23 protein-coding genes, 1 pseudogene and 1 riboswitch are annotated in these 26,357 nt (G+C 65.3%); of the genes and pseudogenes, 10 read left to right on the top strand and 14 right to left on the bottom strand.

The features are described from left to right. A pseudogene (locus G3N97_RS21155) lies at positions 1-319 on the top strand (acyl-CoA/acyl-ACP dehydrogenase); the annotation flags it as partial. Positions 320-393: 74 nt separating this feature from the next. Here the strand turns inward: G3N97_RS21155 and G3N97_RS21150 are convergent. From G3N97_RS21150 to G3N97_RS21115, 8 genes are all read right to left on the bottom strand, one after another. Beyond that, the gene (locus tag G3N97_RS21150; protein WP_205994947.1) at positions 394-780 is read right to left on the bottom strand and encodes a DUF1493 family protein; all 387 of its coding nucleotides are present in this window, start codon (positions 778-780) and stop codon (positions 394-396) included. Beyond that, positions 755-1,252 (bottom strand): STM2901 family protein, encoded by a 498-nt coding sequence (locus tag G3N97_RS21145; RefSeq protein ID WP_241030721.1) that lies wholly within the window; start codon positions 1,250-1,252, stop codon positions 755-757. The genes G3N97_RS21150 and G3N97_RS21145 overlap by 26 nt, the downstream gene beginning before the upstream one ends. Before the next feature lie 23 nt (positions 1,253-1,275). Continuing rightward, positions 1,276-1,752 (bottom strand): type VI secretion system tube protein Hcp, encoded by a 477-nt coding sequence (locus G3N97_RS21140; protein ID WP_205994946.1) that lies wholly within the window; start codon positions 1,750-1,752, stop codon positions 1,276-1,278. 210 nt (positions 1,753-1,962) lie between these two features. After that, positions 1,963-4,236 (bottom strand): phospholipase C, phosphocholine-specific, encoded by a 2,274-nt coding sequence (locus tag G3N97_RS21135; RefSeq protein ID WP_205994945.1) that lies wholly within the window; start codon positions 4,234-4,236, stop codon positions 1,963-1,965. A 39-nt stretch (positions 4,237-4,275) separates the two neighbouring features. Beyond that, on the bottom strand, positions 4,276-4,449 hold the full coding sequence (locus G3N97_RS21130) for a hypothetical protein (protein ID WP_205994944.1): 174 nt from the start codon (positions 4,447-4,449) through the stop codon (positions 4,276-4,278). 188 nt (positions 4,450-4,637) lie between these two features. Further along, positions 4,638-5,180, bottom strand: a complete 543-nt coding sequence (locus G3N97_RS21125) for a cysteine hydrolase family protein (RefSeq protein WP_346778101.1) — start codon at positions 5,178-5,180, stop codon at positions 4,638-4,640. A gap of 229 nt (positions 5,181-5,409) precedes the next feature. Then, the gene (locus G3N97_RS21120) at positions 5,410-6,177 is read right to left on the bottom strand and encodes an SDR family NAD(P)-dependent oxidoreductase (protein ID WP_205994943.1); all 768 of its coding nucleotides are present in this window, start codon (positions 6,175-6,177) and stop codon (positions 5,410-5,412) included. A gap of 50 nt (positions 6,178-6,227) precedes the next feature. After that, a complete protein-coding gene (locus G3N97_RS21115) occupies positions 6,228-7,418 on the bottom strand; it encodes a thiolase family protein (protein WP_205994949.1) in 1,191 nt (396 codons plus the stop codon). A 391-nt stretch (positions 7,419-7,809) separates the two neighbouring features. Between G3N97_RS21115 and G3N97_RS21110 the strand changes: the two genes are divergently transcribed. The 4 genes from G3N97_RS21110 to G3N97_RS21095 are packed head-to-tail and all read left to right on the top strand — an operon-like array spanning position 7,810 to position 12,459. After that, complete coding sequence (locus G3N97_RS21110; RefSeq protein WP_205994942.1) at positions 7,810-8,706, top strand: helix-turn-helix domain-containing protein; 897 nt, start codon at positions 7,810-7,812, stop codon at positions 8,704-8,706. Beyond that, positions 8,685-10,244 carry an acyl-CoA synthetase gene (locus G3N97_RS21105; RefSeq protein WP_205994941.1) on the top strand — a complete coding sequence of 520 codons (1,560 nt, stop codon included), beginning with the start codon at positions 8,685-8,687 and terminating at the stop codon, positions 10,242-10,244. Before G3N97_RS21110 ends, G3N97_RS21105 begins: the two co-directional genes overlap by 22 nt. Positions 10,245-10,286: 42 nt before the next feature. Next, the gene (locus G3N97_RS21100) at positions 10,287-11,417 is read left to right on the top strand and encodes an acyl-CoA dehydrogenase family protein (RefSeq protein WP_205994940.1); all 1,131 of its coding nucleotides are present in this window, start codon (positions 10,287-10,289) and stop codon (positions 11,415-11,417) included. Positions 11,418-11,448: 31 nt separating this feature from the next. Beyond that, the gene (locus tag G3N97_RS21095) at positions 11,449-12,459 is read left to right on the top strand and encodes a CaiB/BaiF CoA-transferase family protein (RefSeq protein WP_205994939.1); all 1,011 of its coding nucleotides are present in this window, start codon (positions 11,449-11,451) and stop codon (positions 12,457-12,459) included. Positions 12,460-12,465: 6 nt separating this feature from the next. Here the strand turns inward: G3N97_RS21095 and G3N97_RS21090 are convergent, their stop codons facing one another. Both G3N97_RS21090 and G3N97_RS21085 read right to left on the bottom strand, forming a co-directional pair. Then, on the bottom strand, positions 12,466-14,580 hold the full coding sequence (locus G3N97_RS21090; protein ID WP_241030724.1) for an EAL domain-containing protein: 2,115 nt from the start codon (positions 14,578-14,580) through the stop codon (positions 12,466-12,468). Positions 14,581-14,965: 385 nt separating this feature from the next. Continuing rightward, on the bottom strand, positions 14,966-15,907 hold the full coding sequence (locus G3N97_RS21085) for a LysR family transcriptional regulator (RefSeq protein WP_205994937.1): 942 nt from the start codon (positions 15,905-15,907) through the stop codon (positions 14,966-14,968). Between the two features lie 159 nt (positions 15,908-16,066). Between G3N97_RS21085 and G3N97_RS21080 the strand changes: the two genes are divergently transcribed. Continuing rightward, on the top strand, positions 16,067-17,917 hold the full coding sequence (locus G3N97_RS21080) for an acyl-CoA dehydrogenase (RefSeq protein WP_205994936.1): 1,851 nt from the start codon (positions 16,067-16,069) through the stop codon (positions 17,915-17,917). A 98-nt stretch (positions 17,918-18,015) separates the two neighbouring features. Here G3N97_RS21080 and G3N97_RS21075 read toward each other — a convergent pair whose 3' ends face one another. From G3N97_RS21075 to G3N97_RS21065, 3 genes are all read right to left on the bottom strand, one after another. Beyond that, positions 18,016-19,560, bottom strand: a complete 1,545-nt coding sequence (locus tag G3N97_RS21075) for a methyl-accepting chemotaxis protein (protein WP_346778100.1) — start codon at positions 19,558-19,560, stop codon at positions 18,016-18,018. A gap of 333 nt (positions 19,561-19,893) precedes the next feature. Next, the gene (locus G3N97_RS21070; protein ID WP_167371438.1) at positions 19,894-20,049 is read right to left on the bottom strand and encodes a hypothetical protein; all 156 of its coding nucleotides are present in this window, start codon (positions 20,047-20,049) and stop codon (positions 19,894-19,896) included. 101 nt (positions 20,050-20,150) lie between these two features. Further along, entirely contained in the window at positions 20,151-20,399 is a 249-nt protein-coding gene (locus G3N97_RS21065) for a DUF4148 domain-containing protein (RefSeq protein ID WP_205994934.1), read from the bottom strand. Between the two features lie 591 nt (positions 20,400-20,990). On the opposite strand from G3N97_RS21065, the gene G3N97_RS21060 reads away from it, so the two are divergent. Both G3N97_RS21060 and G3N97_RS21055 read left to right on the top strand, forming a co-directional pair. Beyond that, entirely contained in the window at positions 20,991-22,163 is a 1,173-nt protein-coding gene (locus G3N97_RS21060) for a porin (protein WP_205994933.1), read from the top strand. Between the two features lie 141 nt (positions 22,164-22,304). Continuing rightward, a riboswitch (yybP-ykoY riboswitch) is annotated at positions 22,305-22,480 on the top strand. Positions 22,481-22,581: 101 nt separating this feature from the next. Then, positions 22,582-23,589, top strand: coding sequence for a sodium:calcium antiporter (locus tag G3N97_RS21055; protein ID WP_205994932.1), 1,008 nt, complete (start codon positions 22,582-22,584; stop codon positions 23,587-23,589). A 51-nt stretch (positions 23,590-23,640) separates the two neighbouring features. On the opposite strand, the gene G3N97_RS21050 is transcribed toward G3N97_RS21055, so the two are convergent. Continuing rightward, on the bottom strand, positions 23,641-25,050 hold the full coding sequence (locus G3N97_RS21050; RefSeq protein ID WP_205994931.1) for a HAMP domain-containing sensor histidine kinase: 1,410 nt from the start codon (positions 25,048-25,050) through the stop codon (positions 23,641-23,643). A gap of 327 nt (positions 25,051-25,377) precedes the next feature. On the opposite strand from G3N97_RS21050, the gene G3N97_RS21045 reads away from it, so the two are divergent. Both G3N97_RS21045 and G3N97_RS21040 read left to right on the top strand, forming a co-directional pair. Beyond that, positions 25,378-25,668 carry a hypothetical protein gene (locus G3N97_RS21045; protein WP_205994930.1) on the top strand — a complete coding sequence of 97 codons (291 nt, stop codon included), beginning with the start codon at positions 25,378-25,380 and terminating at the stop codon, positions 25,666-25,668. Positions 25,669-25,919: 251 nt separating this feature from the next. Beyond that, positions 25,920-26,357, top strand: a 438-nt coding sequence (locus tag G3N97_RS21040; RefSeq protein WP_346778099.1) for an iron chelate uptake ABC transporter family permease subunit, incomplete at its 3' end; no start/stop codon positions are given.

Raw genomic sequence — 26,357 nt, 5'->3', positions numbered from 1 at the left:
CGCCGCGCAGCAGGGCTGCGCCGCGCATCGCAGCGGCGAGCAGCGTCTGGCCAGCGCGATCGCGAAAGCGCGCGCGAGCCGCGCCGCGCCGCTGGTCGCCAATGGCGCGCATGGCCTCGCGGGCGCGCTCGGCATCGTGCCCGAGTTCGATCTGCAACTGTTCACGCGCCGTCTGCACGCGCAGCGCCTGCAATTCGGCTCGGAATCGTTCTGGGACGAGATCGTCTGCACGCACGCGCAAGGCCGCTCGCACGGCCTCGCCGACGACGCAAGCGGGATTTTCGACGCGTTGGATGAGGCGGCGACGGCGGCGCATTGAGGTGGGCGCGCCCACGGCGCGCTAACGACCCGACCCGCCCCAGCCTGACGCCGCTGTTAGACGCGCCGTTGGGTTTATTGTGTGCCGGGTCGGGTTTTCGGCTCGCGCAGCCGCTCGGAATCCCAGACGCCCAGCGCGATTGCCCGCTGCAGCATGGCAAGCGTAAGCGGCTCGCGCTGGTCGTATTGCCTGATTCCCCAGCGCCGATGCAGCCACATAGTCAAAATGGAAAACGGCCAGATGGTCAGCCCTTCCATTTCGAAGTAACGATGAAAGTCGAAGTCGCCGGGCTCGACATTGAAGCGCTTCGCAAACGCGCCCATGAATTCGTCGGCATCGTCGCCCGTCACGCCGAGATCTTCCTCCAGCGTATCGGAAGCCTGCAATGGCTTCTTCGGCGACAAGCCGATCTCATCGCGCACGAATGCTTCCAGTTCAGCCGAAACTTCCCGCGGTTGCATCGTTGATTCGATCCTCTGGCTTGACAAGCTGGTTATAGCGAAGAAGCGTGAGCAAGGAAATCTTCACGACATCATAGGCAGTCACGGTCCAGCCGATCATGGGCACCCACCGGCCGACAAAAACTCCGAGATTATTGACCATCCGAAAACGAAACTTCAGGATCGAGGTATTCGTGAGCGTCGGCAGAATGGTGCGCTCGAAGTCGTAATCGAACAAAGCGCGGCTAACCTTCGAAGCGATGGACGTGCCCCTGGTGGCGCCGCCGAATTTTCCGCGCGTGGGCAGTATCGGCTGACCCGCGAGTATCGCCATCACTGCAGCGGCGTCCTCGACACCCAGCACCTTGCAGGTCTCCTCGACCATCAGGCAGAAAAAGAGCGCCTGTGGCGTCAGCTTGTCGTGCTCTTCATACTGATAGGCCGTCGAGGGCGATCCAGGCGCGGCGGCTATAAGGCGCTCATAGTCATTCATCGCTGGCCTCCTGATACGACACGTCAGCCACCGACAGTATTCTGTTTGACATCGATTAGCGCGGTCACGGTCCCCTGACTGCCGCCCGTTGCGCTCTGCACGATGTACTCCTGCTTCATGCGCGCAAACGACAGCGCAACATGCTCCAACACAAAGCCGCTCCCAGCCGTCGGCTCGACGCGCGTCACAATGACATCGAACATCGTGATCTTCAGATATTCGAGCGGCAGACCGCCCGCCTTGCGCAAAGTTAGCCCTACCTTGGAAATGTGTTTACCCTGAAAACAGTGGCTCGCCAGATTGGGGCTTGCGCGATCGATCAAGTGCGTAAATTGCAGGTCCGAGACCGTGGCTTTCGCCGCACCACCGCCTGAACCCGATTGCATGCTGGATTGCTGCATCACACTCCAGTGCCAGCCGAGCACCTCGATTTCGTCCGGATGCATTGCATCTTGTGACTCGCCAGCAATGCCATCGATCTTGATAAACATATCCGCCATAACGTCTCCTGATGCGCTCCTGGAATCTTCAGCATAGGCCGGGGCGAACAATAAATTTGAAAAGAAGCGTCAAAGCTCAGGCCTCGATTTCGCACATCGCGTCTGATCGGTCCGCATGAATAAAAAAGCCGCCACATGTGTGGCGGCTTTTTTCAGTCCGTCGGCGCAGACAGGCTACGTTCTCAACAGCGATTCAAGCCTCCAAATCCCTCAAACCCCAGTCCCCATCGCCGGATCGGAAACCGAATCCTTGCCGGTTTCGATGCGCCCCGCGAAGCGCCGCTTGAACGACACCGACGCGCTGCACGTCACCACGAAGTCATACCAGTTGCCCGCGTCGAGCACCGGCCAGCGCAGCTCGCCCACCGCGCCCGGCTGCACCGTCACGCTCCACGGGCCGTCCGCGCGGTATGCCTGCGCCGCCGCCGTGAACGTGCAGGCCTGGCTGCCGCGGTTGTGCAGCTTCACCAGCACGGCAGAACTCGCGCACGGCTCGTAGCACACCTGGATTTCCGGCGCGTTCGCCGCGCCCAGCTCGTGCAGATTGCCCGCGAATTCGCGGTGATAGCCGTTCGGCCCGAGCACCCAGAGATCGTAGTGGCCGTTATCGGCGGAAGGCAGCGTCCACACGCCCGCGAGCGTCTTGCCGGCTTCCACCACGTAGCGGCGCGGCACGGCGTCGAGATGCTTGCGGTCGTAGACGTGGAACACCGCGCCCGCGCCGCTGCCGCTGTCGTTGGCGAACTGCAGCGTGAGCGTGCCCGCGCTCGCATTCGCCTGCGCCGTGGTGTGCAGCTCGTACGGCAGCGCGCGCGAGGGCCGCGTGCCGGTGGCCTGCGCGGGCAGCGTGGAACTCGTGCTCGCCGACGGCACCGCAATCGCCGCCGATGCCGCCTGAGCGACTGCGAAGTCATCGGCGCTGGTCTTGCTCGTACGGCCCGACAGCGTCGGCAGCGCAGCGCTGTTCGGATTCACGAAATCGAAACACGACGTGAGGTCGCCGCACACCGCGCGCCGGTAATCGCTGATCTGCGGCTCCGCCACGCCGAAGCGCTTCTCGAGGAACATCAGCGTGGACGTGTGATCGAACACCTGCGAATTCACGAAACCGCCGCGGCTCCACGGCGAGATCACCCACAGCGGCACACGCGGACCGGGGCCGTACGGGCGGCCGTCGATGGCCGGTTGATTCGACGAGGCCGGCGTGTAGTTGTGGTACTCGACGGCCATCGCCGTATCGGCGAGCGTACTGGCGCCCGCGAGCGTGCCGTCCGCGTTGTGCGACGGCGCCGACGGCGGCGGCAGGTGATCGAAGAAGCCGTCGTTCTCGTCGTAGTTCACGATCAGCACGGTCTTGCTCCACACCTCGGGATTCGCCGTGAGCGCGTCCAGCACTTCCTGGATGTACCAGCCGCCCTGCGTCGGGCTCGACGGCCCCGGATGCTCGCTATACGTCGAAGGCGGAATGATCCACGAGACCTCGGGCAGCGTGCCGTTCTGGATGTCGTCGCGGAAGGTTTCGAGGAAGCCTTGCGGCATGGTGTTGCCGAAACCCTTCGCGAGCGGGCTCAGCGCATCGTCAATGGACGCGTCGTAGAACGGCCCCGCGTTCGTCACGTCCTGCGTGATGCTTTCGGTCGCCACGTAGAGCGGGCGGCGCGCCGTGGGCATCTGCTCGATCGCCTCGCGCCAGTGGCGAAAGCTCATCATCTCGTTGCAGCCGAAGTTGTCGATCAGGCTCTGATAGACCTTCCAGTTCACGCCCGCGCTCTGCAGACGGTCGGCGTACGTGGTCCACGTCCAGCCCGCCGTCGACGGCCCGATGTCGTTGCCGCCGTTGAACTCGTTGTTGAGCGCGGCTACGCCCACGCGGCTGCTGTCCGCCGGGCTCAGGCCGTTCGGCCCGTTGGTGCCGGTCCAGTAGAACAGGCGGTTCGCGATCGTGCCCGTGTGCATGCCGCAGTGATACGCATCGCAGATCGTGAAGGCGTCGGCGAGCGCGCGATGGAACGGCACTTCGGCGGTGTCGTAATAGCCCATCGACAAGGGCTTTTTCGACGTCGGCCACGCGCTCATGCGGCCGTTGTCCCACGCCGATTGCGCGTCGCTCCACGTGTGCGGCGTGCTGCCCGCGCGCACCGCGTTGCCTTTGGTTTCGTCGAGGTGATACGGAATCAGCGTGCTCGTCGCGCCCGCGTTCGTATAGCTCTGATAGAAGATGTTCGCGCCGTTGGGCGTGGGAATCGGGAAGCGGTCGCCGTAGCCGCGCACGCCCTGGAAGGTGCCGAAGTAGCTGTCGAACGAGCGGTTTTCAAGCATCAGCAGCACCACGTGCTGCACGTCCTTGATGGTGCCCGTGACGTTGTTCGCGTCGATGGCGAGCGCGCGGCGAATCGCGGGCGGAAAGGTCGACAGCGCGGCCATCGCGGCGGCGCTGCCGAGCGAGGTGCGCAGGAAGTTGCGCTTCGAGGGGCTGAATGTCATGCGGGTTTGTTTTTCGAGTGAGTGGGAAGAAACGCGCCGTCAGGGCGCGGGCGCGCAATGCGCCGCCGTGCAGGCCGCGTTCGCCGAATCGTTGGCGGCGGGCGCCTTGTCGTCGTTGCCGCCGCAGGCCGCGGCCAGCAGCGTGAGGCACAGCGCGCCGCCGCCCAGCAGGCGTCTTCCCCACATCGATACATCCGGCAAGAGAGTTTTCATGGTCCTTTTTTGCTCAAGAGTACGAATCAAATCTGTGCGATCGACAGACAATGCGCGGACACGCAAACGTTGTCGTCGCAACGTTCGCGTGTGGGATCGACAGAGATTCTGGGCGTAATTCTTTGCAATATTATGAAAGGTGTCAGTCAGGGACCGATGACGACACCTCGGCGCATCTCATGAGCGCCTCAAAACACATAGTCGGCGGCGCGCGCGAGTTTGACGAACGGCCCGCTCAGCACGCGGTTGTGATGCGCCACGATCGCCTGTGCGCTCAGACCGGGCGCGTCGGTCGTCGTGTGCGCGTCTTCGATCAGCACCGTCCGCCAGCCCAGTTCACTCGCCGCGCGGCAGGTCGTATCCACGCAATACTCGGTCTTCATGCCGACGATCGCGAGTTCGTCCACCTTCGCGTCGCGCAGCCACTGCGCGAGACCGGTGCCCGCGAAACAGCTCGGACGCGTTTTATCGAAGGTGACATCGCGCTCCGCATCCACGTGCAGATCCGCCAGCAGTTGCGTGAGCGCGCTGCCCGGCTCGATCGGCGAGCCCTTCGGGCCGGTGTGGCGCGCGGCGAAGATCGGCGCATGGGCGGCGCGCGCCCGCGCGATCAGCAGGTTGATGTTGTCGAGCACGCGCGCGCCTTCGTGAGGCGGTTCGGCGCCGTTGAAGAGGCCGTGCTGCATGTCGATGATCAGCAATGCACGGCGGGATTGAGCGAGGTCGGACACGACGTTTCTCCATGTTTAGAGCCGATGGCGGACGGAGAAACGACAAGGCCCCGTCCGGATTCGGCGGGGCCTTGGGTTCGATACGAGGATGCTCGGTGACTTGCGCGCGTATCGGCCTCACGACCCGCCGGAGGCGGTCGTGGTCGTGGTGGTAAGCGGGCGCGCGATGCAGTTCATGCGAACGATGATGCAGCAAACGCGCGACACGCGTCAACGTGAATGTGCGTGCTCAACGCGGCTGCATGCGGATCGCGCCGTCGAGCCGTATCGTCTCGCCGTTGAGCATCGGATTTTCGAGGATCTGCATCGCGAGCGCGGCGAATTCGTCGGGCGCGCCGAGGCGCGGCGGAAACGGCACCATCTTGCCGAGCGACTCGCGAATCTCCTCGGGCAGCCGCGCGAGCATCGGCGTATCGAACAGACCCGGCGCGATCGTGCACACGCGAATGCCCTTGCTCGCCAGATCGCGCGCGGCGACCAGCGTCATGCCCACCACGCCCGCCTTCGACGACGCATACGGCACCTGACCGATCTGCCCTTCGTACGCGGCCACCGATGCGGTCAGCACGCACGCGCCGCGCTCGCCTGCCGCGTTCGGTTCGTTGCGCGCCATCGCCGCCGCCGCGAGACGCAGCACGTTGAAGGTGCCGACGAGGTTCACGCGCACCACGTTCTCATAGGCTTCGAGCGAGCCCGGCGAGCCGTCCTTTTCGATCAGGCGCACCGCGCCGCCGCGTCCCGCGCAATGCACGAGCGCACGCAGCGAACCGCGCTGCGTGGCGGCGTCGATCACGGCGGCCATCTCGTCGCCGTTCGTGACGTCGGCGGCCACGAAGCTCGCCGCCGGTCCCAGTTCGTCGGCCACCGCCGCGCCGCGCGATTCCGGCAGATCGCAGATCACCACCTGCGCGCCCTTCTCCAGCAACTGCTTCGCGCTCGCGAGGCCCAGCCCCGATGCGCCGCCCGTCACTACCGCCACCGCTCCCTTGAGGTCCATCCCTGTGTCTCCTGTCGTCGTTGCCTGTATGGATGTCGCTTGCGTTGCGATCAAAGCCGCTCGATGAGCGTCGCGTTCGCCATGCCGCCCGCCTCGCACATCGTCTGCAAACCGTAGCGGCCGCCGCTGCGTTCGAGCGCGTTGAGCATCGTGGTCATGAGGCGCGCGCCCGACGCGCCCAGCGGATGCCCGAGCGCAATCGCGCCGCCGGCCGGATTCAGCCGCGCGGCATCGGCGCCCAGCGCTTTTTGCCACGCGAGCGGCACCGAAGCGAACGCCTCGTTCACTTCGAAGTGCGCGATATCCTCGATCTTCAGACCGGCCTTGCGCAGCAGATGCTCGGTGGCCGGAATCGGCGCGGTCAGCATCATGAGCGGGTCGTCGCCGCGCACGTCGAACGAGACGATGCGCGCGCGCGGTTTCAGGCCGAGCTGCGCCGCCTTGCGCTCGCTCATGACGAGCAGCGCCGCCGCGCCATCCGAGATCTGCGAGGCATTGCCCGCCGTGACGTTGAAGCGAATGCCCGGAAAGCGCGCAGCCAGTGACGCGTCTTCGAACGACGGCGCGAGGCCCGCAAGGCGCTCGACGGTCGTGCCCGCGCGAATGGTTTCGTCGGCGTCGATGCGGCGCGCGCCCTGTTCGTCGCGCACTTCGATCGGCACGATCTCGCGTGCGAAGTGACCGGCGGCGCGCGCGGCGTCAGCGCGGCGATGCGACTCGGCCGAATACGCGTCGAGCGTCTCGCGCGCGAGATCCCACTTCTGCGCCACCAGATCGGCGCTCACGCCCTGGCCCACGAGCCCTTGCGGATAACGCGCATGAAAGCGCGCGCCGTATTGATCGCGGTCGAGGCGCGAACTGCCCATCGGCACGCGGCTCATCGACTCCACGCCGCCCGCCACCACGATCTCGTTGACGCCCGCCATGATGGCCTGCGCCGCGAAATGCACGGCCTGCTGGCTCGATCCGCACTTGCGCTCGACCGTCGTAGACGGCACGTGCTGCGGATAACCGGCCGCGAGCCACGCCACGCGGCCCGGCGTGGTCGCCTGCTCGCCCACCTGGCTCACGCAGCCGATGATAAGGTCGTCGACGGTGCCGGGGTCGAGGTCGTTGCGCTCGACGAGTTGCTGGATCACCTGCGAAAGCAGGTCGGCCGGATGCAGGTCGACGAAGGCGCCGCCCGCCTTGGTCCGGCCCATGGGACTGCGCACCGCGTCGACGATTACCGCGCTCTGGATCATGGTTCGCTCAATCCTGAAGAAATGGGGATGGTGAAAAAAATGAATCTCGCGAATCAAAATACACCACACCATCTCACTATTTCAATAGTGGTAAACATTTTTCGATCCTTATGGATCATTTAATTCCATTCATGCGACGATAGCCTCATACCAACAGCGGTCAAGCGAGCCTGAGAGTCCGAATTCCCGAAGTTGCGCGCAGTCCGACGTGTCCATCAGGCAGGTCGGACACGCCGCGGGCGCGGCAAAGCGTCGCAATTTCACGAAAAATGAGCCAGTCGTCTTGAAAAATCGTTCCGCCACGAAGGGGAAAGCTAGAATGCCGGGTTTGCCAAAAGGCGCCCCGTGTTTGTCCGGCGCGCCCATCCCCCCGAAGAAGGAATCCGACATGACCGACCAGGCCACCTCACGCACCGACGACGCCGCTGTTTCGTCCAGCGACTCGAGCAGCGAGTTGAGCAACGAGACAAGCAACGACTCGCAGCTCGTGAGCGCACTCGCGCGCGGCATCCGGATCCTGCAGTGCTATTCGATGGGCGCGTCCGAACTGTCGGCGCGCGAGCTGGTGGAGCGCACCGGCCTGCCCAAGCCCACGGCGCTGCGGCTCATCAACACGCTGTGCGAGTTCGGCATGCTGCGCTACTCGGAGCGCATTTCGAAATACGTGCTCGGCACCGAGATGCTGAGCCTCGCCGCCCCCGCGCTCGGCCGCATGACGATCCGCCAGATCGCGCGGCCGATGATGCAGGAGCTGGCCGATTACTGTCAGGGCCAGGTGACGCTCGCCGTCGGTTACCGCCTGAACCTCGCCTACGCGGAAGTCGCGCAGGGCGCGGGCAGCGCGGTCTATCGCTCGGAGATCGGCACACGGCTTTCGCTGTCGCGCACGGCCTCGGGCCGCGCGTATCTGTGGACGGTGCCGGGCGCCGAACGCGAACGGTATCTGCAGGAAACGCTCACGCGCGATCCGGCCAAGGGCGAGCTGCTCGCGCAGCGTCTCACGCAGGCGCAGCAGGAATTGCGCGAGCAGGGCTGCACGGTGTCGCACGGCGACATGCAGCGCGAGATTCACTCGGTGGCGATTCCGCTGGCGTCGCCCATCGACGACGAGTACTGGGTTTTCAGCTGTTCCATTGCGGTATTCAACATCAGCGGCAACCAGTTGACCGACGACATCGCCCCGCGGCTGATGTCACTGGTCAGGCGCGTGGAGGCAGCGCTCGGCAGCATGACTGGCGCCGCGCACGATATGGAGACGAGACCGTGGAGCGTGTCCGCGAACTAGCAGCCGCAGCACCCGGCAAGGAAGCCTTGCGCCTTGCCGGCACCGACGAGGTCCTCACTTACGCCACCCTGAACGAACGCGCAGACCGGGTTGCGCACTGGCTGATCCAGCTAGGCCTGCAACCCGGCCACGGCATCGCGCTACTGTTCGAGAATCACCCTGCTCTGGCCATCGCGGCCGTCGGCGCCGAGCGCGCCGGTCTGTATTTCACCCCCATCAGCATTCAGTTGAAAACACGCGAAGTCGCGCACGTCCTCAAGGACTGCGGCGCGCGCGTGCTGATCGTCTCGCAGGCGATGCGCGAACTCGCGCAGACGCTCGCCGACGAAGGCGCGCTGCACGGCGTCGCCTGCTATATGACGGGCGCGCTACCCCCGCCCGGCTTCGCCTCGCTCGACGCCGCGCTCGACGAGACCGATACGCGCACGCCGCTGCCCGAATGCGAGCAGGGCCGCGATTTTCTCTATTCGTCGGGCACGACGGGCCTGCCCAAGGGCATCCTCAAACCGCTCGTGCCGTGGGAGCGCCGCGCAATCGACGACACCGAAACGGCCTCATGGCGCAAGAGCTTCGGATTTAATCAGGACTCCGTGTATTTGAGCACGGCGCCGCTCTATCACGCCGCGCCGCTGCGCTATCTCGTGCGCATGCTGCGCACGGGCGGGCGCACCATCCTCATGCAGAAGTTCGATCCCGAGGCCGCGCTGGCCGCCATCGAACGCTATCGCGTCACGCACAGCCAATGGGTGCCGACGATGTTCGTGCGCCTGCTGGCGCTGCCCGAAGCGGTGCGCCGCCGCTACGACGTGAGCAGCCTGAAGGTGGCGATCCACGCGGCCGCGCCCTGCCCGCCGCTCGTCAAGCAGCAGATGATCGACTGGTTCGGCCCGGTGATCTACGAGTATTACGCGGGTTCGGAAGGTGCCGGGCTCACGGCGATCGACTCGCACGAATGGCTCGCGCATCGCGGCTCGGTGGGACGCGCGAAATTCGGCACGCTGCATATCGTCGACGACGACGACCGCGAACTGCCCGCAGGCGAGATCGGCCGCGTGTTCTTCGAAGGCGGTCCGCCGTTCGAGTATCACAACGATCCCGCGAAAACCCGCAGCGTGCGCAACCGGCACGGCTGGGCCACGTATGGCGATATCGGTCACGTGGACGCGCAAGGCTATCTCTATCTGAGCGACCGGCGCACGGACCTCATCATCAGCGGCGGCGTGAACGTCTACCCGCAGGAGATCGAGAACGTGCTGAGCGAGCATCCGGCGGTGGCCGACGCGGCCGTGATCGGCGTGCCGCATGCCGAGTTCGGCGAGAGCGTCAAAGCCATCGTGCAGTTGCGCGAGCGCGACGCCGCCAGCCCGCAGCTCGCCGACGAATTGATGGCGTTCTGCCGCGAGCGTCTCTCGCATATCAAGGTGCCGCGTTCCGTCGATTTCGAAGACGCGCTGCCGCGCCACGACAACGGCAAGCTGCTGCGCCGGCTACTGAAGGAGCGCTACCGTAATAGCGTGAATCCCGGCGCGACGATTTGATTCGTCATACGAAACATGATCAGACAATCAAGGAGACAACCCATGCGTCACGTATTCCGCGACGATCACGAATTGTTCCGCGAGCAGGTCCGCCGTTTCGTCGAGCGCGAGATCGCGCCGTTTCATCAGCAGTGGGAAAAGGACGGCATCGTGCCGAAATCGGTGTGGCGTCGCGCGGGCGAAGAAGGTCTGCTCTGCTGCACGATTCCCGAGGAATACGGCGGCGGCGGCGGCGACTTCGGTCACGCGGCGATCCTGATCGAAGAACTCGCGCGCGTGAACGCGAGCGGCATCGGCTTCCCGCTGCATTCGGACATCGTCGCGCCGTATATCCACGCTTACGGCACCGAGGAACAGAAGCGCGAATGGCTGCCGAAGCTCGCGAGCGGCGAGCATATCGGTGCGATCGCGATGACCGAGCCGGGCACCGGCAGCGACCTGAAGTCCGTGCGCACGACCGCGCGCCGCGACGGCAACGACTACGTCATCAACGGCCAGAAGACCTTCATCACGAACGGCCAGAACGCGAGTCTCGTGATCGTGGTCTGCAAGACCGCGCCGGAGCTCGGCAGCAAGGGCGTCTCGCTGATCGTGGTCGAGGAAGGCACGCCGGGTTTCGAAAAAGGCCGCAAGCTCGAGAAGATCGGCCTGCGCGCGCAGGACACGTCGGAGCTGTTTTTCGAGGACGTGCGCGTCTCCATCACGCAGCGGCTCGGCGAGGAAAACGCGGGCTTTTCGTATCTGATGCGCGAACTCGCGCAGGAGCGGCTGGTGATCGCCGTGCGCGCGGTGGCGTCCATCGAAGGCATGCTCGCGCGCACGATCGAGTACACGCGTGGGCGCAAGGTATTCGGTCAGGCGATCTTCGATTTCCAGAACGCGCGCTTCAAGCTCGCGCACGCGCGCGCGAAGGCAGAGATGGTGCGCATCTACGTCGACGACTGCATCGCGCGGCATCTGCGTCGCGAACTGTCGCCCGTCGATGCGGCCATGGCCAAGCTCAACGCCACCGAATTGCAGAACCAGTTGCTCGACGAATTCCTGCAACTGCACGGCGGCTACGGCTATATGTCGGAGTACGTGATCGGCGGCGCGTGGGTCGATGCGCGCGTGATGCGCATCTACGGCGGCACCGACGAGATCATGAAGGAAATCATCGCGCGTACGCTCTGATGCCCACACTCATTTCACGGAGAAACCGCGCATGATCCAACCGCTGCAAGGCGTGCACATCGTCGAGTTCGCAGGGCTCGGGCCCGCGCCATTCTGCGGCATGCTGCTGGCCCAGATGGGCGCGCACGTCACGCGCATCGGCCGCGCGGGCGAGGCGCTGCCCGACGGCCCGCTCGAGCGCGGACGCGAGCACGTCGCGCTCGATCTCAAGTGCGCCGAAGACGTGGCGCATGCGCTCGATCTGATCGCGCAGGCCGACGCACTGATCGAAGGCTTCCGGCCCGGCGTGATGGAGCGGCTCGGGCTCGGTCCGGATGCGTGCCGGCTGCGCAATCCGTCGCTCGTCTACGGACGCATGACGGGCTGGGGTCAGCGCGGCCCGCTCGCGCACACGGCGGGGCACGACATCAACTACATCGCGATTTCGGGTGCGCTGCACGCGGTCGGCGAGGCGGGCGGCGCGCCGGTCGTGCCGCTCAACCTGGTCGGCGACTTCGGCGGCGGCGGCATGGTGCTGGCGTTCGGCGTGGTCGCGGCGATTCTGCGCGCGCGGGCGAGCGGCAAGGGCTGCGTGGTCGATGCGGCGATGACTGACGGCGCGGCCATGCTGATGAGCATGATGTACGGCTTTCACGCGGCGGGCCACTGGCGCGACGCGCGCGGCGAGAATCTGCTCGACGGCGGCGCGCCGTTCTACCGGACCTATCGCTGCCGCGACGGCGGATGGCTTGCCGTGGGCTGCATCGAGCCGCCGTTTTATGCCGCGTTTCTGAAGGGAATCGGCGCGCAGGATCTGCTCGAACTGCCGCAGCGCGACCGGACGCATTGGCCCGCGATCGCCGCGCGTATCGAGCAGATCATCGCCACGCGCGAGCGCGACGCGTGGGTTGCGCTATTCGAGGGCAGCGATGCGTGCGTGTCGCCGGTGCTGGGCTTGAGCGAGGCGCCGCTTCATCCGCATAACGCGGCGCGCGGCGCGTTCACGCAAACGGATGGCGCGTGGATGCCCGCGTGCGCGCCGCGCTTTGCGGCGTTCGATTAACTGCGTTCAGCCCGCCGCCGCGTAACGGCTGCGCGGCTGCACCAGCTTGATCTGCCCGCTCTCGACCAGTTGCGCGAGCGGCGCGGGGCGGCCCAGCAGGAAACCTTGCATCTCGTCGCAGCCTTCGCCCGCCAGCAGATCGAACTGATCCTGCGTTTCGATGCCTTCCGCCAGCACGGGAATGCCGAGGCTCTTGCCGAGCGCGAGCACCGCGCGGATGATCGCCGTCGCCTGGCGGCTCGATTCGGCTTCGCTGATAAACGACTGGTCGAGCTTGATCTTGTCGAACGGGAACGTGCGCAGCGTGTCGAGCGACGAATAGCCGGTGCCGAAGTCGTCGAGCGCGAGGCTCACGCCCAGCGCCTTGATACGCTGCAGCACGTCGAGCGAGCGCTCGCGATCGGCGAAGATCGTCGATTCGGTCAGTTCGAGTTCGAGCCGGTCGGGCGCGAGGCCGGTCTCCGCCAGCACCTCGCGGACGAGCGCGGGCAGATCCGCGTGCGCGAACTGCACCGGCGACAGATTCACGGCCACCTTGTACGGCGGCTGCCACGTGACCGCGCGCGTGCAGGCCTCGCGCAGCACCCACGCGCCGATGCTCAGGATCAGGCCGTTTTCCTCCGCGAGCGGAATGAACACGCCCGGCGAGATGAAACCCTGGCGCGGATGTTCCCAGCGCAGCAGCGCTTCGTAGCCGCAAATCGCGCCGCTCACCGCCGTCTGCACCTGATAGTGCACGCTCAACTGGCCGCGCGCGATCGCGTCGCGCAGATCGGCGGCGAGCGTGCGGCGCGCGCGCGCCGTCTCGTCCATCTTCGGCTCGTAGAAGCACACCGAGCGCGTGAGCGCCGCCTTCGCGCGGTACATCGCGAGGTCGGCGTTATTGATCAGCACGGCCTTGCTGCTGGCGTCGTCGGGATAGATCGCCACGCCGAGACTCGCGCCCGACACCACTTCCCAGTCGTCGTAGCGGATCGGACGGAACAGCGCGCCTTCCAGACGGCCGAGAAAATCGTCGAGCGCGTCGCGATGGGAATAACGCTGCAGCGCCACGAACTCGTCGCCGCCCACGCGCGCGACGAATTCGCCTTCGCGCACGAGACTCGTGAAGCGACGCGCGAGAATGCGCAGCACTTCGTCGCCCGCGTGATGGCCGCGCAGGTCGTTGATCTCCTTGAAGCGGTTCAGGTCGATGCCGACCAGCGCGAGCTTGCCGTGCTCGGCGGCGGCGCGCGCGATTTCCACGTCGAGCCGGTCGTTGAAGCTCGCGCGATTCGGCAGGCCGGTGAGCATGTCGCTCAGCGCCATCGTGCGCAGATGCTCGACCGATTCGGCGCGCACGGTGTCGTCGAGCAGATAGCTCACGAGACCCGCGCCCGCGATGATGAACGCCATGCCCGCCACCGAGAGCGCCAGCGCCTGCAGTGCAGCCGGGTTCGAGAACTCGCCCGCGATCTTCAACGGCGTGACCGTGAAGGCGCACATGCCGGTGAAATGCAGCGTGGCGATGGCGAGCACGAGCAGCAGCGTGACGCTGGCCACCGAGCCCGTGTCTTTCGCGCCGTCCTTCGCGCCTTTATCCGCAGTCTTGGCCGCACCGACGTCGGCCCGCACATTCACGCCGCGCGACGCGCGATCGAGCGCGAGCGCGCCGAACACGACCGACAGCACGATCGACGCGACCAGATAGGTGTGATTCCACGACACGATGCCCTGCACGCGGTACGCCATCATGCCCGTGTAGTGCATCAGCGAAATGGCGAGCCCGACCAGCGCGCCGCCGATGGCCGGCGCCGCGCGCGTGAAGCCGCTGCCCGCCACGGCGAAGGCCGCGAAGCTGCCGCCCAGCGCGATCAGCAGGGAAACGATGGTGAGGACGGGGTCGAAGCTCACGGGCACGCCCGGCTCGAAGCCGAGCATCGCCACGAAATGCGTGCACCAGATGGCGACGGCCGCCGTCACGGACGCAAGGAACTGCCAACCCGCGCGCTGCAGGCCGCGCGTCGCGAACACGCGCCGCACGAGCCTCGCAGTGACCCACGAGCCGCCGCCGCAGATCAGCACCGCCACGATCACGAGCCACAGATTGTGCTTGTAGACGATGCAGCCCAGCACATTCATCACAGGTCGGCCTCCTTTGAGCCTGAATTTTTGCGCGCCATGCGTTTTGCATGAAGCGGCAGGACAATAGCATGGCTTCAGGCCATGCGCGGCGGTCTCTCATGGACCGGGCGGACGGCGCCTTCCTGCCTGGGCGCCGGGCCGCCTTGCCGCGCAAACGAACGAGAAATATCGGAGCGGGCGAATCGGACCTTCGAAAAACAGAGGAGCGCGAAACGACGCGCGCGTCCCGCGCGCAAGTCTACGGCACAATCGCGTGAAAACTTTATAAAACCCCTTTTCTCACAAGCATTTGCAAACGTTTGCCGACCTTGCGCTTGAAGCGTCGCTGACAAATGACTGACGCGCATCGGCAATGCCTGGTGCGTTCGATGCGCCGTTGAGTTCAGTTCGGGGCGACGCCGATGCGCGCCGCTTCGATCCGCGCGCGCAAACGCGGCGTCGCGAAGTCGAGAAATGCACGCAGTTTGAGCGGCAGCGGCGTCTGCCCGCCGTGCACGAGGCTCACCGGCCAGGGCGCGGGCTCGTACGCTTCGAGCAGCAAATCGAGCCGCCCCTCGCGCACCGCCTGCGCCACCTGATAAGACAGCACGCGCGTGACGCCTACGTTCATCAGCGCGGCGTCGATGGCGGCTTCGGCCGTATTCACGGCGAGCCGCGAGGCGACCGGCTGCACGAGCGCGTTTTTCGCTGCATCCCTGGAAAAATCCTTACCGCTGCGAAAGATCCAGGTGCGACCCTCGACGCCTTCGAAAGTCACGCACTGATGCGCACTCAGATCACGCGGATGCCGCGGCACGCCATGCATCGCCAGATACACCGGACTCGCGCACACCACGCGTCGGATCGCGCCCACGCCCACGGCGACCAGCGCGCTGTCCGGCATTGCGCCGATGCGCACCGCCGCGTCCACGCGCTCCTCCATCAGATTGACCACGCGGTCCGCCAGCGAAAGCCGCACGTCGATCTCCGGATACTGCGCGAGAAATTCGGTGACGACCGGCAGCACATGAAGCCGCCCGAACACCACGGGCGCGCTCAGCGCGAGTTCGCCTCGGGGCGACGCGTACTCGCCGGTCGCGGCGCGCTCGGCCTCGCCGACGTCTTCGAGAATGCGCCGGCACGCGGCCACATAGGACGCGCCCGCCTCGGTCAGCGCGAGCTGGCGCGTGGTGCGCGTGAGCAGGCGCGTGCGCAGATGCGCTTCCAGTTCGTTGACCTTGCGGCTGACCGTGGCGAGCGGCATGCCGAGCCGGCGCGCCGCCGCCGAGAGACTGCCCGCCTCGACCACGGCGACGAGCACGGACATGGCGTCGAGTCGATCCATCGACATCTCGCATTTCGGAAGGATGAGCGCCGATGATGCCGGATTCTCCCCCCGCACGGAAGCACGCCACACGCGCGGCAAAGCTGGAGAAATTACCAATAGTACGATCGTTCTATTTTAGGTAATCTAGACGCCTTCCCAACCGAGAGCCCGCCCGCCATGTCGCTGATTTTCTCCCGCCGTGACCTGAACTTCCTGCTCTACGAATGGCTCGACGTCGAGCGGCTCACGCGCATCGCGCGCTATGCGGATCACTCGCGCGAGACCTTCGACGCCGCGCTCGACACCTGCGAGAAGATCGCCACCGACCTGTTCGCGCCGCACAACAAGAAGAACGATCAACACGAACCGCATTTCGACGGCGAGACCGTCACGATCATCCCCGAAGTGAAGACGGCGCTGAAGGCGTTCTGCGACGCGGGCCTGATGGCGGCGGGCCAGGATTACGCGTACGGCGGCATGCAGTTGCCGCTGGTGGTCGAGAAAGCCGGCTTCGCCTGGTTCAAGGCGGCCAACGTCGGTTCGAGCGCGTATCCGTTCCTCACCATCGGCAACGCGAATCTGCTGCTCGCGCACGGCAGCGAGAAGCAGATCGACACCTTCGTGAAGCCCGAACTCGAAGGCCGCTATTTCGGCACGATGTGTCTGTCGGAGCCACAGGCCGGATCGTCGCTGTCCGACGTGGCCACGCGCGCCGACTTCGAGGGCGAATCGGCGCTCGGCGCGCAGTATCGGCTGCGCGGCAACAAGATGTGGATTTCGGGCGGCGAGCACGAACTCTCGAAGAACATCGTCCATCTCGTGCTGGCGAAGATTCCCGGCGCGGACGGCAAGCTGATTCCCGGCGTGAAGGGCATCTCGCTCTTTATCGTGCCGAAATATCTCGTCAACGAAGACGGCTCGCGCGGCGAACACAACGACGTCGTGCTCGCGGGCCTCAATCACAAGATGGGCTATCGCGGCACCACGAACTGCCTGCTCAATTTCGGCGAAGGCACGAAGTACGCGCCGGGCGGCCGCGCGGGTGCGATCGGCTATCTCGTGGGCGAGCCGCACAAGGGCCTCGCCTATATGTTCCATATGATGAACGAGGCGCGCATCGGCGTCGGTCTCGGCGCGACCATGCTCGGCTACACCGGCTATCTGCACGCGCTCGATTACGCGCGCAATCGTCCGCAGGGGCGCGGCATCGGCGCGGCGGGCAAGGACCCGGCGTCGCCGCAGGTGAAGCTCGTCGAGCACGCCGACGTGCGCCGCATGCTGCTCGCGCAAAAGAGCTACGTGGAGGGCGCGCTCGCGCTGAATCTGTGGTGCGCGAAGCTCGTCGACGAAGCGGGCGGCGCCGCCGACGACGCCGCCCGCGAGCCGCTCACGCTACTGCTCGATCTGCTCACGCCGATTGCGAAAAGCTGGCCGTCGCAATGGTGTCTCGCCGCCAACGATCTCGCGATCCAGGTGCATGGCGGCTACGGTTACACGCGCGAGTACAACGTCGAGCAGTTCTATCGCGACAACCGGCTCAATCCGATTCACGAAGGCACGCACGGCATTCAGGGCCTCGATCTGCTGGGCCGCAAGGTGGTGATCAAGGACGGCGCGGCGCTCAAGCTGTTCGCGCAGCGCGTGCAGGCCACGCTCGATCGCGCGCATTCGAGCGGCGACGCGCAGGACGCCGCGCATGCGCGTGCGCTCGACGCAGCCATGAAGCGCCTCTTCACGGTGACGCAGCAGTTGTGGGCCGCGGGCGATGCGAACGTGACGCTCGCGAACGCTTCGGTGTATCTCGAAGCGTTCGGGCATGTGGTGGTGGCGTGGGTGTGGCTCGAACAGGCGCTCGCGGCGCGCGCGGCGCTCCAGCACGCACAGGGCGACGATGCCGATTTTTATCGCGGCAAGCTCGCGGCGGCGCAGTATTTCTTCGCGTGGGAGTTGCCGAAGACCGGCGCGCAGTTCGATCTGCTGGCTTCGCTTGATCGGACTACGCTGGATATGCAGGACGCGTGGTTTTGAAACACCGCCACGCTTAGGTCGCTCACGGCAGACCGGTCGCGAAGGCGGCGTTCACCCCGCCTTCGCGAATGCAACCCGAATGAAGCACGAACGCGTCTTCAAGCAACCTTGAACACGCCCACCGCGTCGCGCAACGCATCGGTCTGCTCGGTCAGCGACATCGCCGCCGCCGCCGCTTCCTCGACGAGCGCCGCGTTCTGCTGCGAGACCTGATCCATCTGCGAGACGGCGAGATTGACCTGCTCGATGCCGTCGCGCTGTTCCTCCGAAGCATTCGCGATCTCGGTCATGATGGTCGTCACGCGGCCAATCGATTCGCCGATCTCGCTCATCGTCGTGCCCGCCGAACGCACGTACTGCGCGCCCGTCGCGACGTGCTCCACCGATTCGCCGATCAGCGTCTTGATGTCCTTCGCGGCCGCCGCCGAACGCTGCGCGAGCGAACGCACCTCGCCCGCGACCACCGCGAAACCGCGTCCTTCCTCGCCCGCGCGCGCCGCTTCGACGGCCGCGTTGAGCGCCAGAATATTGGTCTGGAACGCGATGCCTTCGATGATGCCCGTGATCTCGGCGATCTTCTGCGAGCTGCGGTCGATGCGATCCATCGTCTGCACCGCGTCGCCGACCACCAGCGCGCCGCGTTCCACCACTTCCTGCGCGCTGCCCGCGAGCGACTGCGCCGTGCGCGCGTGCTCGCTGTTCTGCTTCACCGTGGCGGTCAGTTGCTCCATGCTGGCCGCCGTCTGCTGGATCGACGCGGCCTGTTCTTCGGTGCGCTGCGAGAGATCGTCGTTGCCGGCCGCGATCTGGCGCGTCGCCGACGCGATCGACTCCGAACTGTGCGAGACCTTGCGCACCGTGCGCGCCAGTTCTTCCTGCATCGTCTGCAGGCCCGCGACGAGGCGGCCCATTTCGTCGTGCGAGCGCGCGTCGAGACGCACCGTCAGGTCGCCCGCCGCGATGCGCTGCAGCGCGCCCAGCAGGTTCGCGAGCGGCGCGGCAATCGCGCGATGCAGACCGACCGCGCAGATCAGCGCCACGCCCAGACCGAGCGCGATCAGCGCGATGCTGCCCGCGCGCAACGCGGCGTAGAAGTCCTGCGCGCCGTCGAAGGTCTGCTGGCCGTGCGACTTCTGCCATTGCTCGAGCGCCGTCGACGCCTTCGTGAGCGCCACCGACAACGGCGGAATGCGCTTCATCGCGATGTCGTCCTGCGCGGCGCGGTCGCCCTGCTTGACCGCGGCCATCAGCGGCTGGATGCCTTGTTCGAGCATCGCGCCGAGCGCGCCCTGGACCTGCTCGGCGAGCGCCTGTTCGTCGGCGTCGTGCGGCAGCGCGCGATAGCTCTCCCACGCCTTGTGCGAGGTGTCGAGATAGGTCTGCGCCTTGTCGAGCAGTTGCGGCACGTCGGGCGAATCGGGATGCAGCAGGATGCGGTCGAGCGTGGTGCGCGCGATGGTCAGGTTGAGATTGGACTTGCCGATGTCGATGGCGGCGGCAAGCTGATTGGAATAGGCATAGCCGAGCGCCGCGTTGGAATGCGACATGCCGATCAGGCCGGCGACACCGGCCGCCACGATCAGCGCGGCCAGCACGCCGACCGCGATGCGCAGGCGAACCGAAATAGAGAGTCGGGCAAACACGGCGAGAGCTCCAGGCGCCTTTGTGGGGCGACGTTTATCGAATTTCAGGGATGGGTGGTCTTGGCGCGAGCGCGTGCCAGGCATAACACCGATAGACCCGCCCGCAATCGCCTGTGTTAACGGCCTGCAAAAGCGGAACTGAAGCGAAGATGAAAGGGACGGAAAGGCGGGGGACGAAGCAGCGAAACAGCGTATTGGTATGAAGATAAACCGGCGTCGCGAGCATCGAACTCGCACCCAGAATGCGCGCGGCGCGCGGGCGTTTCCCCCCGCGCGCCGCGTCGGCGACGAAGCTGTCTGCGTGAGCGACAGCCGGCGTTTTACCGCCTCGCTTTACGAGCCGAAGAACGGCACGCAGTAATCCGGCGGACCGACGCAATCGCCGGGACCGTTCGGCTGCGGATGCAGGCTGGCGCAGCCCGACATGGCGGCGGCGGCCGCGACGCACAGCGCCGCGCGCACAACATAAGTGACAATGCGTGATTTCATGGGTTCGAAACTCGAATTAGCGGCCGCGCCTGCGGAGTGCCGTCACGACGCGCGGCCTGGTCTGTCGTGACGCTGCATGAAGTACGCCTCAACGTTTCATGTCAGTGATGCGCGTAAATCGTGCTGTTGAGCGTTTTCAGTTCGCCGTCCTGCTGCGCCTGCACGAGTTCGTGACGAACCTGCGCGCGCGTGATGTGCGCCGTGCCATCCGCGTTCCAGGACGCATTCGCGCTCGCCGCCGTCTGCTGCACGGGCGCGTTCGCCGTGCCAGGCGCACTCGCCTGTGCATGCGCGAGCGCCGACATCGACAACATCAGCGCGGCAGCCGCGCAACTCCAGCTCTTTTTCATCTCGTACTCCTCTGCGGCTTCTCGCCGTCGACATGGATCTGTGCCGTGCGCGACTCGCGCCGGTTCCTTTGCATTGCGCTGTTGCAACGCGATTCATGGCGCAAGGATAGAGGTGCGAACCTTCGCGAATATCCGCAGGAAAATGAAGAAATGTTTAGACACGACGATGCATTTCGATAGCGCCTTGATGAAACTGCGCTAGCACTGCGCTTGCGTCAGGCTTTCATCGCAAAGCCGCTTATCGCCGAATGCGGATGTGGTCAAAACGCGAGCGAATGCGCGCCGATCTGTGCGTATGCACCGATCGGCATGCTGCAAACGAGGCCTGAAAAGGCGGGCGATTCGTGCGTGAACGCCCCGCAAACAGCCGCAAAAAAACAACACCTGCGCGATTTAACGCTTTGCGGCGCCGTCCACACGGCACCTGCACGCAGATGCGTTTTCTGAAACTCAGTCTTTCCGTTTTTCAAATTCGTCAAACGGACACCTTACGCATAATCGCCCCTGAATTCGGCTGGATGCCTGCCAGGCCGTCTTTCAAATACATGAAGCACACGCTCTCTCACGCAACCTTTTAATGAAGACCAATCAATGAAAAAAACCGCTCTCGCCCTCGCCGCCACGCTGGCTTCGATCGCCGGCGTCGCGCACGCGCAAAGCAGCGTCACGCTCTACGGTGCGCTCGACACGTCCGTCGCGTTCTTCGGCAATCAGAAGGGCAGCAACGGTTCGGGCAACACGTTCCAGATGATGTCGGGCAACATGTCGCCGAACCTGTGGGGCTTGAAGGGCACGGAAGACCTGGGCAGCGGCCTCTCCGCGATCTTCAAGATCGAGAGCGGCTTCAATATCGATAACGGCAAGTCGGGCCAGGGCGGCCGTCTGTTCGGCCGTACCGCGATGGTCGGCCTGAATTCGACGCAAGGCGGCACGGTCTCGCTGGGTCGTCAGTACGATCCGCTGATCGACCTGCTGCAGCCGATGACCGACGACGTCACGTTCGGCTCCGCGTTCGCCACGCCGGGCGACATGGACAACTACGACAACAGCTACCGCACCAGCAACTCGATCAAGTACACGAGCCCGAACTACGCCGGCCTGCAGGTCAGTGCGATGTACGCGTTCGGCGGCCAGGCGGGCAGCATGGGCGCGGGTCAGACGTGGGCCGTCGCGGCCGCGTACAACCACGGCCCGTTCGGCTTCGGCGCGGGCTACTTCAAGGCCAACAGCAACAGCGGCACGGCTGCGACCTTCGACGGCCTGAACCCGAACACCGACGTCAACGTCGACTCGTCGGCGATCACGGGCGGCTTCGTCTCGGCGAACTCGCTGCAGATCATCCGCGCAGTGGGCGACTACAGCTACGGCCCGATGACCTTCGGTCTCGCGTACAGCAACGTCGACTACGCGAACTACCAGAGCGCGGCCGGCGCGAACAGCGACACGAAGTTCAACACGGGACAACTGTTCGTGAACTACCAGGTCACGCCGGTGGCCGTGCTCGGCTTCGGCTACAACTACACGAAGGGTAGCGGCAACGGCGTGAACGCCAGCTACAACCAGTTCAGCCTCGGCGGCGACTACTTCCTCTCGAAGCGCACCGACATCTACGCGCTCGCGGGCTACCAGAAGGCGTCGGGCCGCACGATCGACGCGGATACGGGCGCGCTCGTCAACGCGAACGCTTCGTTCGGCGACTTCGGCAACGACGCGACCACCAACAAGCAGGCGATGGCGATGGTCGGTATCCGCCACCACTTCTGATCGCGGCTGACGGGTTTCCGTTGCTGTCCACGCGCCGGGCGTCACACGACGCCCGGCGCGTTTTTCATTTCTGCGCCGACCAGCCGCCGACGCGTCACCGCCCGCCGCCGACTCGGCAACGCCATCAACCTCGGTTATAATGCGCGGGTCTTAGGGGAGTAGTCTGCTTTGCGCGCGATGCGCGAAGCGCCGCCGTCAACATAATTGGCACCCAATGCCATGGCGCCGGCAGCCGTTCTTCGGCCTGACGAGACCTATGACGTCTTCCTCCGCACCCGGGCTGGGCGGGAGGATCGCGTCATTGGTCCCAAACGTCCGGCCCGTGGAATGTCAAAACAATAATGTCCCCGACTCTCTGCACGGATCCCTGCAAGAATCTCCGCACGACCCGCAGCACGGCAGCCTCGGAGCGCACGTCATGATCTGGACGTTCGCCCTGCTCATTGCCGCTGCCGGCATCATCTATCTATCCTGCGAAACTTTCGTCAACGGCGTCGAATGGCTGGGCCAGAAGCTCAACATCACGCAGACCGCCACCGGCACGATCCTCGCCGCATTCGGCACGGCGTTGCCCGAGAGCGTGGTCACGCTCGTGGCCGTGGCGTTCGGCACCGATGCCGCGCATAAGGAAATCGGCGTGGGCGCGGCCATTGGCGGCCCGCTCGCGCTGAGCACGGTCGCCTACGCGGTGGTCGGCTTCGCGCTGCTCGCGACGGTCAAACGCGTGGGTCGCGCGCGCGCCGCCGCCGTCGACGCCGACACGCGCCGCCTGCGCCGCGACCAGCTCTGGTTCCTCGCGATCTTCGTCGCGAAGATCGGCGTTGGTCTCGTGGTGTTCCAGTTCAAGCCGCTGCTCGGCATTGCGTTTCTCGCGGCCTACGCGTTCTATTGCTGGAAGGAACTGAGCGACGAAGGCGGCGGCGAGGAAGAAGCCATCGAACTCGAACCGCTCAAGCTGCGCCCGCGCGACGCCAATCCGTCGATGTTCTGGATCGCGCTGCAGGTGATCGGCGCGCTCGCCGTGATCTTCTTCGCCTCGCACCTGTTCGTGCAGCAGATCAGCGCGGTGGGTCCGTGGCTGGGTTTGAGCCCGCAATTGACGGCGCTGCTGTTCAGCCCGATTGCGACCGAACTGCCGGAAATCATGAACGCGATCATCTGGGTGCGCCAGGGCAAGGAGCGTCTCGCGCTCGCCAACATCAGCGGCGCGATGATGATTCAGGCGACCATTCCGACGGCGTTCGGCCTGTTCTTCACGCCGTGGCATCTCGGCGCGCCGTCGATTCTCGCGGCGACGATGACGATGCTCGCGATCCTGTTCCTGCAATGGTCGTTTCGCGCGCCGCAGGTCAAGAGCCGCCAGCTCACGTATGTGGGCGCGCTGTACGCGGTGTTCGCGGCGCTGCTGTTCGTGATTCCGCAGTAAGCGTGGCCACGCGCGGCGGCGCTGTGTTCATATCTGCGTTCGGATCCGCGTTCAGATTGTTTCCTGATCGCGTGAACGCGCCGCCGTCGCCAGCGTGGCGACACCCGCATACGCCCAGCAATCGAGCGTCACGCGCAGACCCGGCCGCGCGTCTTCCAGCCCGAGGCCGAAGCCGTGCATGCGCATCACGGCCTGCACGAGCGACAATCCGAGCCCCGAGCCCGGCGTCTCGCGCGTGCGTTCGCTGCGATAAAAGCGCTGAAAAACAGCGAGGCGCTCGGCGTCGGGAATGCCGGGGCCGTTGTCGCTCACGTGCACGCTCGGCCCTTGCGCGCCCATCGCGAGGCGCAATTCCACGCGGCCGCCCGGCGGCGTGAACTTGATGGCGTTGTCGAGCAGATTGGCAAGTGCCTCGAACATCAGCGCGTAATCGGCGCGCACCGTGCTCACGCGCGTCAGTTGCAGCGACAGCTCGACGGCCTTGTCGGCGGCGAGCGGCTGATAGAGATCCGCCAGTTCGTGGCACAGGGTTTCGAGCGCGACATCGCCGAATCCCGCGCGCCGCCGCATGGCTTCGATCTCCGAAATCCGCAGCATCGCCGAGAAGCGTTTGAGCACGTCGCTCACGCCATGCGAGGCCTTTTCGATCAGCGTGGCGTGCTCGCCGTCGAGCGTGTCGAGCGGCACGCGCGCGAGATGCGTGCGCACGTGCACGAGCGGCGTGCGCAGGTCGTGCGCGATGCCGTCGCACGCGCCCTTCACTTCGTGCATGAGACGCGAGACTTCGTCGAGCATGTGATTGACGATCTGCGAAAGCCAGCTGATTTCGTCGCGCCCGCCAGCGGGCAAACGCGCGTCGAGGTCGCCGTCGGCAATACGCTGGGCGACGCTGCGCACCGCCTTCACGCGCCGCAATTGCGCCGCCGACACCAGCACGCCCACGCCAAGCCCGCCGAGCATGACCATCGCGGCGCTGCCCGCGAGGCCGCCGAGCATGGTCTCGCGCAGCCGCGCCATTTCGCCCACGTCGCGCGACACCACCAGCAGATTGCCGTCGGGCAGACGCGTCGCGCGCGTGCGCAGATATTGCGGCCGGCCCGATACGGGACCGATCAGCGTGAGCGGACCCCAGACGCCCACGCCGTTCGAGGCGAGCCGCGACGGAAACACGCCGATGTCGCCGGCCAGCCAGCGCCGGTCGGGCGAGAACAGGCCATAGAAGTTCACGGGACGCTGCAACTGGCTGCGAATGTGCGCGGCGAGTTGGGCCTCGACCTGTTGCGGCGGCAGCGCCGAGAAGTAGGCGAACTGCCAGTTGATGTTGTAGTCGGCTTCGCGCGCGGTATAGCTGGCCGACTGCCAGTAATTCAGATAGACCAGCGCGGACATCGAAGCCGAGAACACCAGCGCATAGATCATCAGCAGCCGAAATGTCGTACTGCGCCAGAGACTCATTTTCATCGTATTTCCCCGCGTAGCTGCCCAGTATCGCAAACCGGACTCGCCCGAACATGAAAAAATATTTAATCTTCGATAATCGGCGCAAATTCCCCGATTTGCGCCGAACGACACAATAAATAAAGTTTAATTCGCAGGCAATGAAGCCGTCGTGACCGAGGCGGACAATAACGAATCACGAGACCGGCAATCGCGGATTTCGATCCGGAATATGACCCGATTTGATCGCCATATCGACCGGGATTTGATCCGGATCTGAACCGCTTTTGCGCTCGTATTCGTGTCCGGTTTTCCGGGCCGTTCTCTTAATCGATCCACAGGAAACCCGTCATGAAACGCACGCTTCTGCTTGGCCTGATCTCGCTCGCCACCGCCCTGCCCGCCGTCTCCGCGCTGGCCGCCGCCAACACCGCCGGACGCCACGGCGTCGAGCCCATTCAGGTCAAGGCGCAGCTTTATCGCGCATGGCTGACCGGCACCACCGCCGCCGACGAAAAGAATTCCTATCCGAATGCGCCTTCGGACCGATCCTCAGTATCGGCATCGCGCTGCGGTTATGTGCTTGGCCATCCTGGTGCATCGGAATTTCCGGCGATCACCCGATCGGTTTGCGCCCAATAACGGTGCGTAATTGAGCGTCTTTGATTATTGGCGTGCTAATTTGTCGCAGGTTTCACCTGTCGTCATTCGATATATCCGATAAGATATCTCGATTTTCGGCAAGAGAGACTTGTCGTTTCAAATAAGCATCGTGGCGCATGTGCGCCATATCGCCCGCTGCAATGCCGATATCGAAGACGCGTCAATTCTTTCAATTCGCTTTAAGTCCGCTTTATCAATCCGCTCGAATTGGGTCACGCTGTATTTCTCGCGTGTTGACCGGATTCGCGGCGCGATTCGGCGCGCGTCCCGCATTCGCGTTGAGCGTGGCGGCGCTGTGCGTGCCGCTGACCGGCTTGATCGGTCTGTGCGCGGGACGCTATCCGCTCGCACCGGGGCAAGTGGCGTTGACAGTGCTCGCCGCGCTGCATCTGCACGCGTGGCCCGAGCACGGCGCGCTGCTGCACGCGGTCGTCATGGAGGCGCGGTTGCCGCGTCTCGTGGCAGCGGCGTTGATCGGCGCGGCGCTGTGCGTCTCGGGCGCGACCTGCCAGGCCGTGTTCCGTAATCCGCTCGTCTCGCCCGGCATGCTCGGCGTGCTCAGCGGCGCGGCCTTCGGTGCGGCGCTCGCGATCGTGCTGGGCGGCGCCATCGTGCATCGTCTCTGGGTCGAAGCGGGCGCGTTCGCGGGCGGCGTGGCGGCCATGGCC

It is taken from the genome of Paraburkholderia sp. Ac-20347 (genome assembly GCF_017104805.1).
Classification (GTDB): domain Bacteria; phylum Pseudomonadota; class Gammaproteobacteria; order Burkholderiales; family Burkholderiaceae; genus Paraburkholderia; species Paraburkholderia tropica.
Note: the sequence above shows the minus strand (reverse complement) of the source record. Positions and strands in the feature narration are given on the sequence as shown.

What these genes read in the sequence shown, in the direction of transcription:
- G3N97_RS21045 (WP_205994930.1), top strand. Translation starts at nt 25,378, where the DNA reads ATGAAACGCACGCTTCTGCTTGGCCTGATCTCGCTCGCCACCGCCCTG.
- G3N97_RS21100 (WP_205994940.1), top strand. Translation starts at nt 10,287, where the DNA reads ATGCGTCACGTATTCCGCGACGATCACGAATTGTTCCGCGAGCAGGTC.
- G3N97_RS21085 (WP_205994937.1), bottom strand. Translation starts at nt 15,907, where the DNA reads ATGGATCGACTCGACGCCATGTCCGTGCTCGTCGCCGTGGTCGAGGCG.
- G3N97_RS21090 (WP_241030724.1), bottom strand. Translation starts at nt 14,580, where the DNA reads ATGAATGTGCTGGGCTGCATCGTCTACAAGCACAATCTGTGGCTCGTG.
- G3N97_RS21050 (WP_205994931.1), bottom strand. Translation starts at nt 25,050, where the DNA reads ATGAAAATGAGTCTCTGGCGCAGTACGACATTTCGGCTGCTGATGATC.
- G3N97_RS21065 (WP_205994934.1), bottom strand. Translation starts at nt 20,399, where the DNA reads ATGAAAAAGAGCTGGAGTTGCGCGGCTGCCGCGCTGATGTTGTCGATG.
- G3N97_RS21110 (WP_205994942.1), top strand. Translation starts at nt 7,810, where the DNA reads ATGACCGACCAGGCCACCTCACGCACCGACGACGCCGCTGTTTCGTCC.
- G3N97_RS21135 (WP_205994945.1), bottom strand. Translation starts at nt 4,236, where the DNA reads ATGACATTCAGCCCCTCGAAGCGCAACTTCCTGCGCACCTCGCTCGGC.
- G3N97_RS21120 (WP_205994943.1), bottom strand. Translation starts at nt 6,177, where the DNA reads ATGGACCTCAAGGGAGCGGTGGCGGTAGTGACGGGCGGCGCATCGGGG.
- G3N97_RS21080 (WP_205994936.1), top strand. Translation starts at nt 16,067, where the DNA reads ATGTCGCTGATTTTCTCCCGCCGTGACCTGAACTTCCTGCTCTACGAA.
- G3N97_RS21070 (WP_167371438.1), bottom strand. Translation starts at nt 20,049, where the DNA reads ATGAAATCACGCATTGTCACTTATGTTGTGCGCGCGGCGCTGTGCGTC.
- G3N97_RS21055 (WP_205994932.1), top strand. Translation starts at nt 22,582, where the DNA reads ATGATCTGGACGTTCGCCCTGCTCATTGCCGCTGCCGGCATCATCTAT.
- G3N97_RS21130 (WP_205994944.1), bottom strand. Translation starts at nt 4,449, where the DNA reads ATGAAAACTCTCTTGCCGGATGTATCGATGTGGGGAAGACGCCTGCTG.
- G3N97_RS21140 (WP_205994946.1), bottom strand. Translation starts at nt 1,752, where the DNA reads ATGGCGGATATGTTTATCAAGATCGATGGCATTGCTGGCGAGTCACAA.
- G3N97_RS21150 (WP_205994947.1), bottom strand. Translation starts at nt 780, where the DNA reads ATGCAACCGCGGGAAGTTTCGGCTGAACTGGAAGCATTCGTGCGCGAT.
- G3N97_RS21145 (WP_241030721.1), bottom strand. Translation starts at nt 1,252, where the DNA reads ATGAATGACTATGAGCGCCTTATAGCCGCCGCGCCTGGATCGCCCTCG.
- G3N97_RS21095 (WP_205994939.1), top strand. Translation starts at nt 11,449, where the DNA reads ATGATCCAACCGCTGCAAGGCGTGCACATCGTCGAGTTCGCAGGGCTC.
- G3N97_RS21060 (WP_205994933.1), top strand. Translation starts at nt 20,991, where the DNA reads ATGAAAAAAACCGCTCTCGCCCTCGCCGCCACGCTGGCTTCGATCGCC.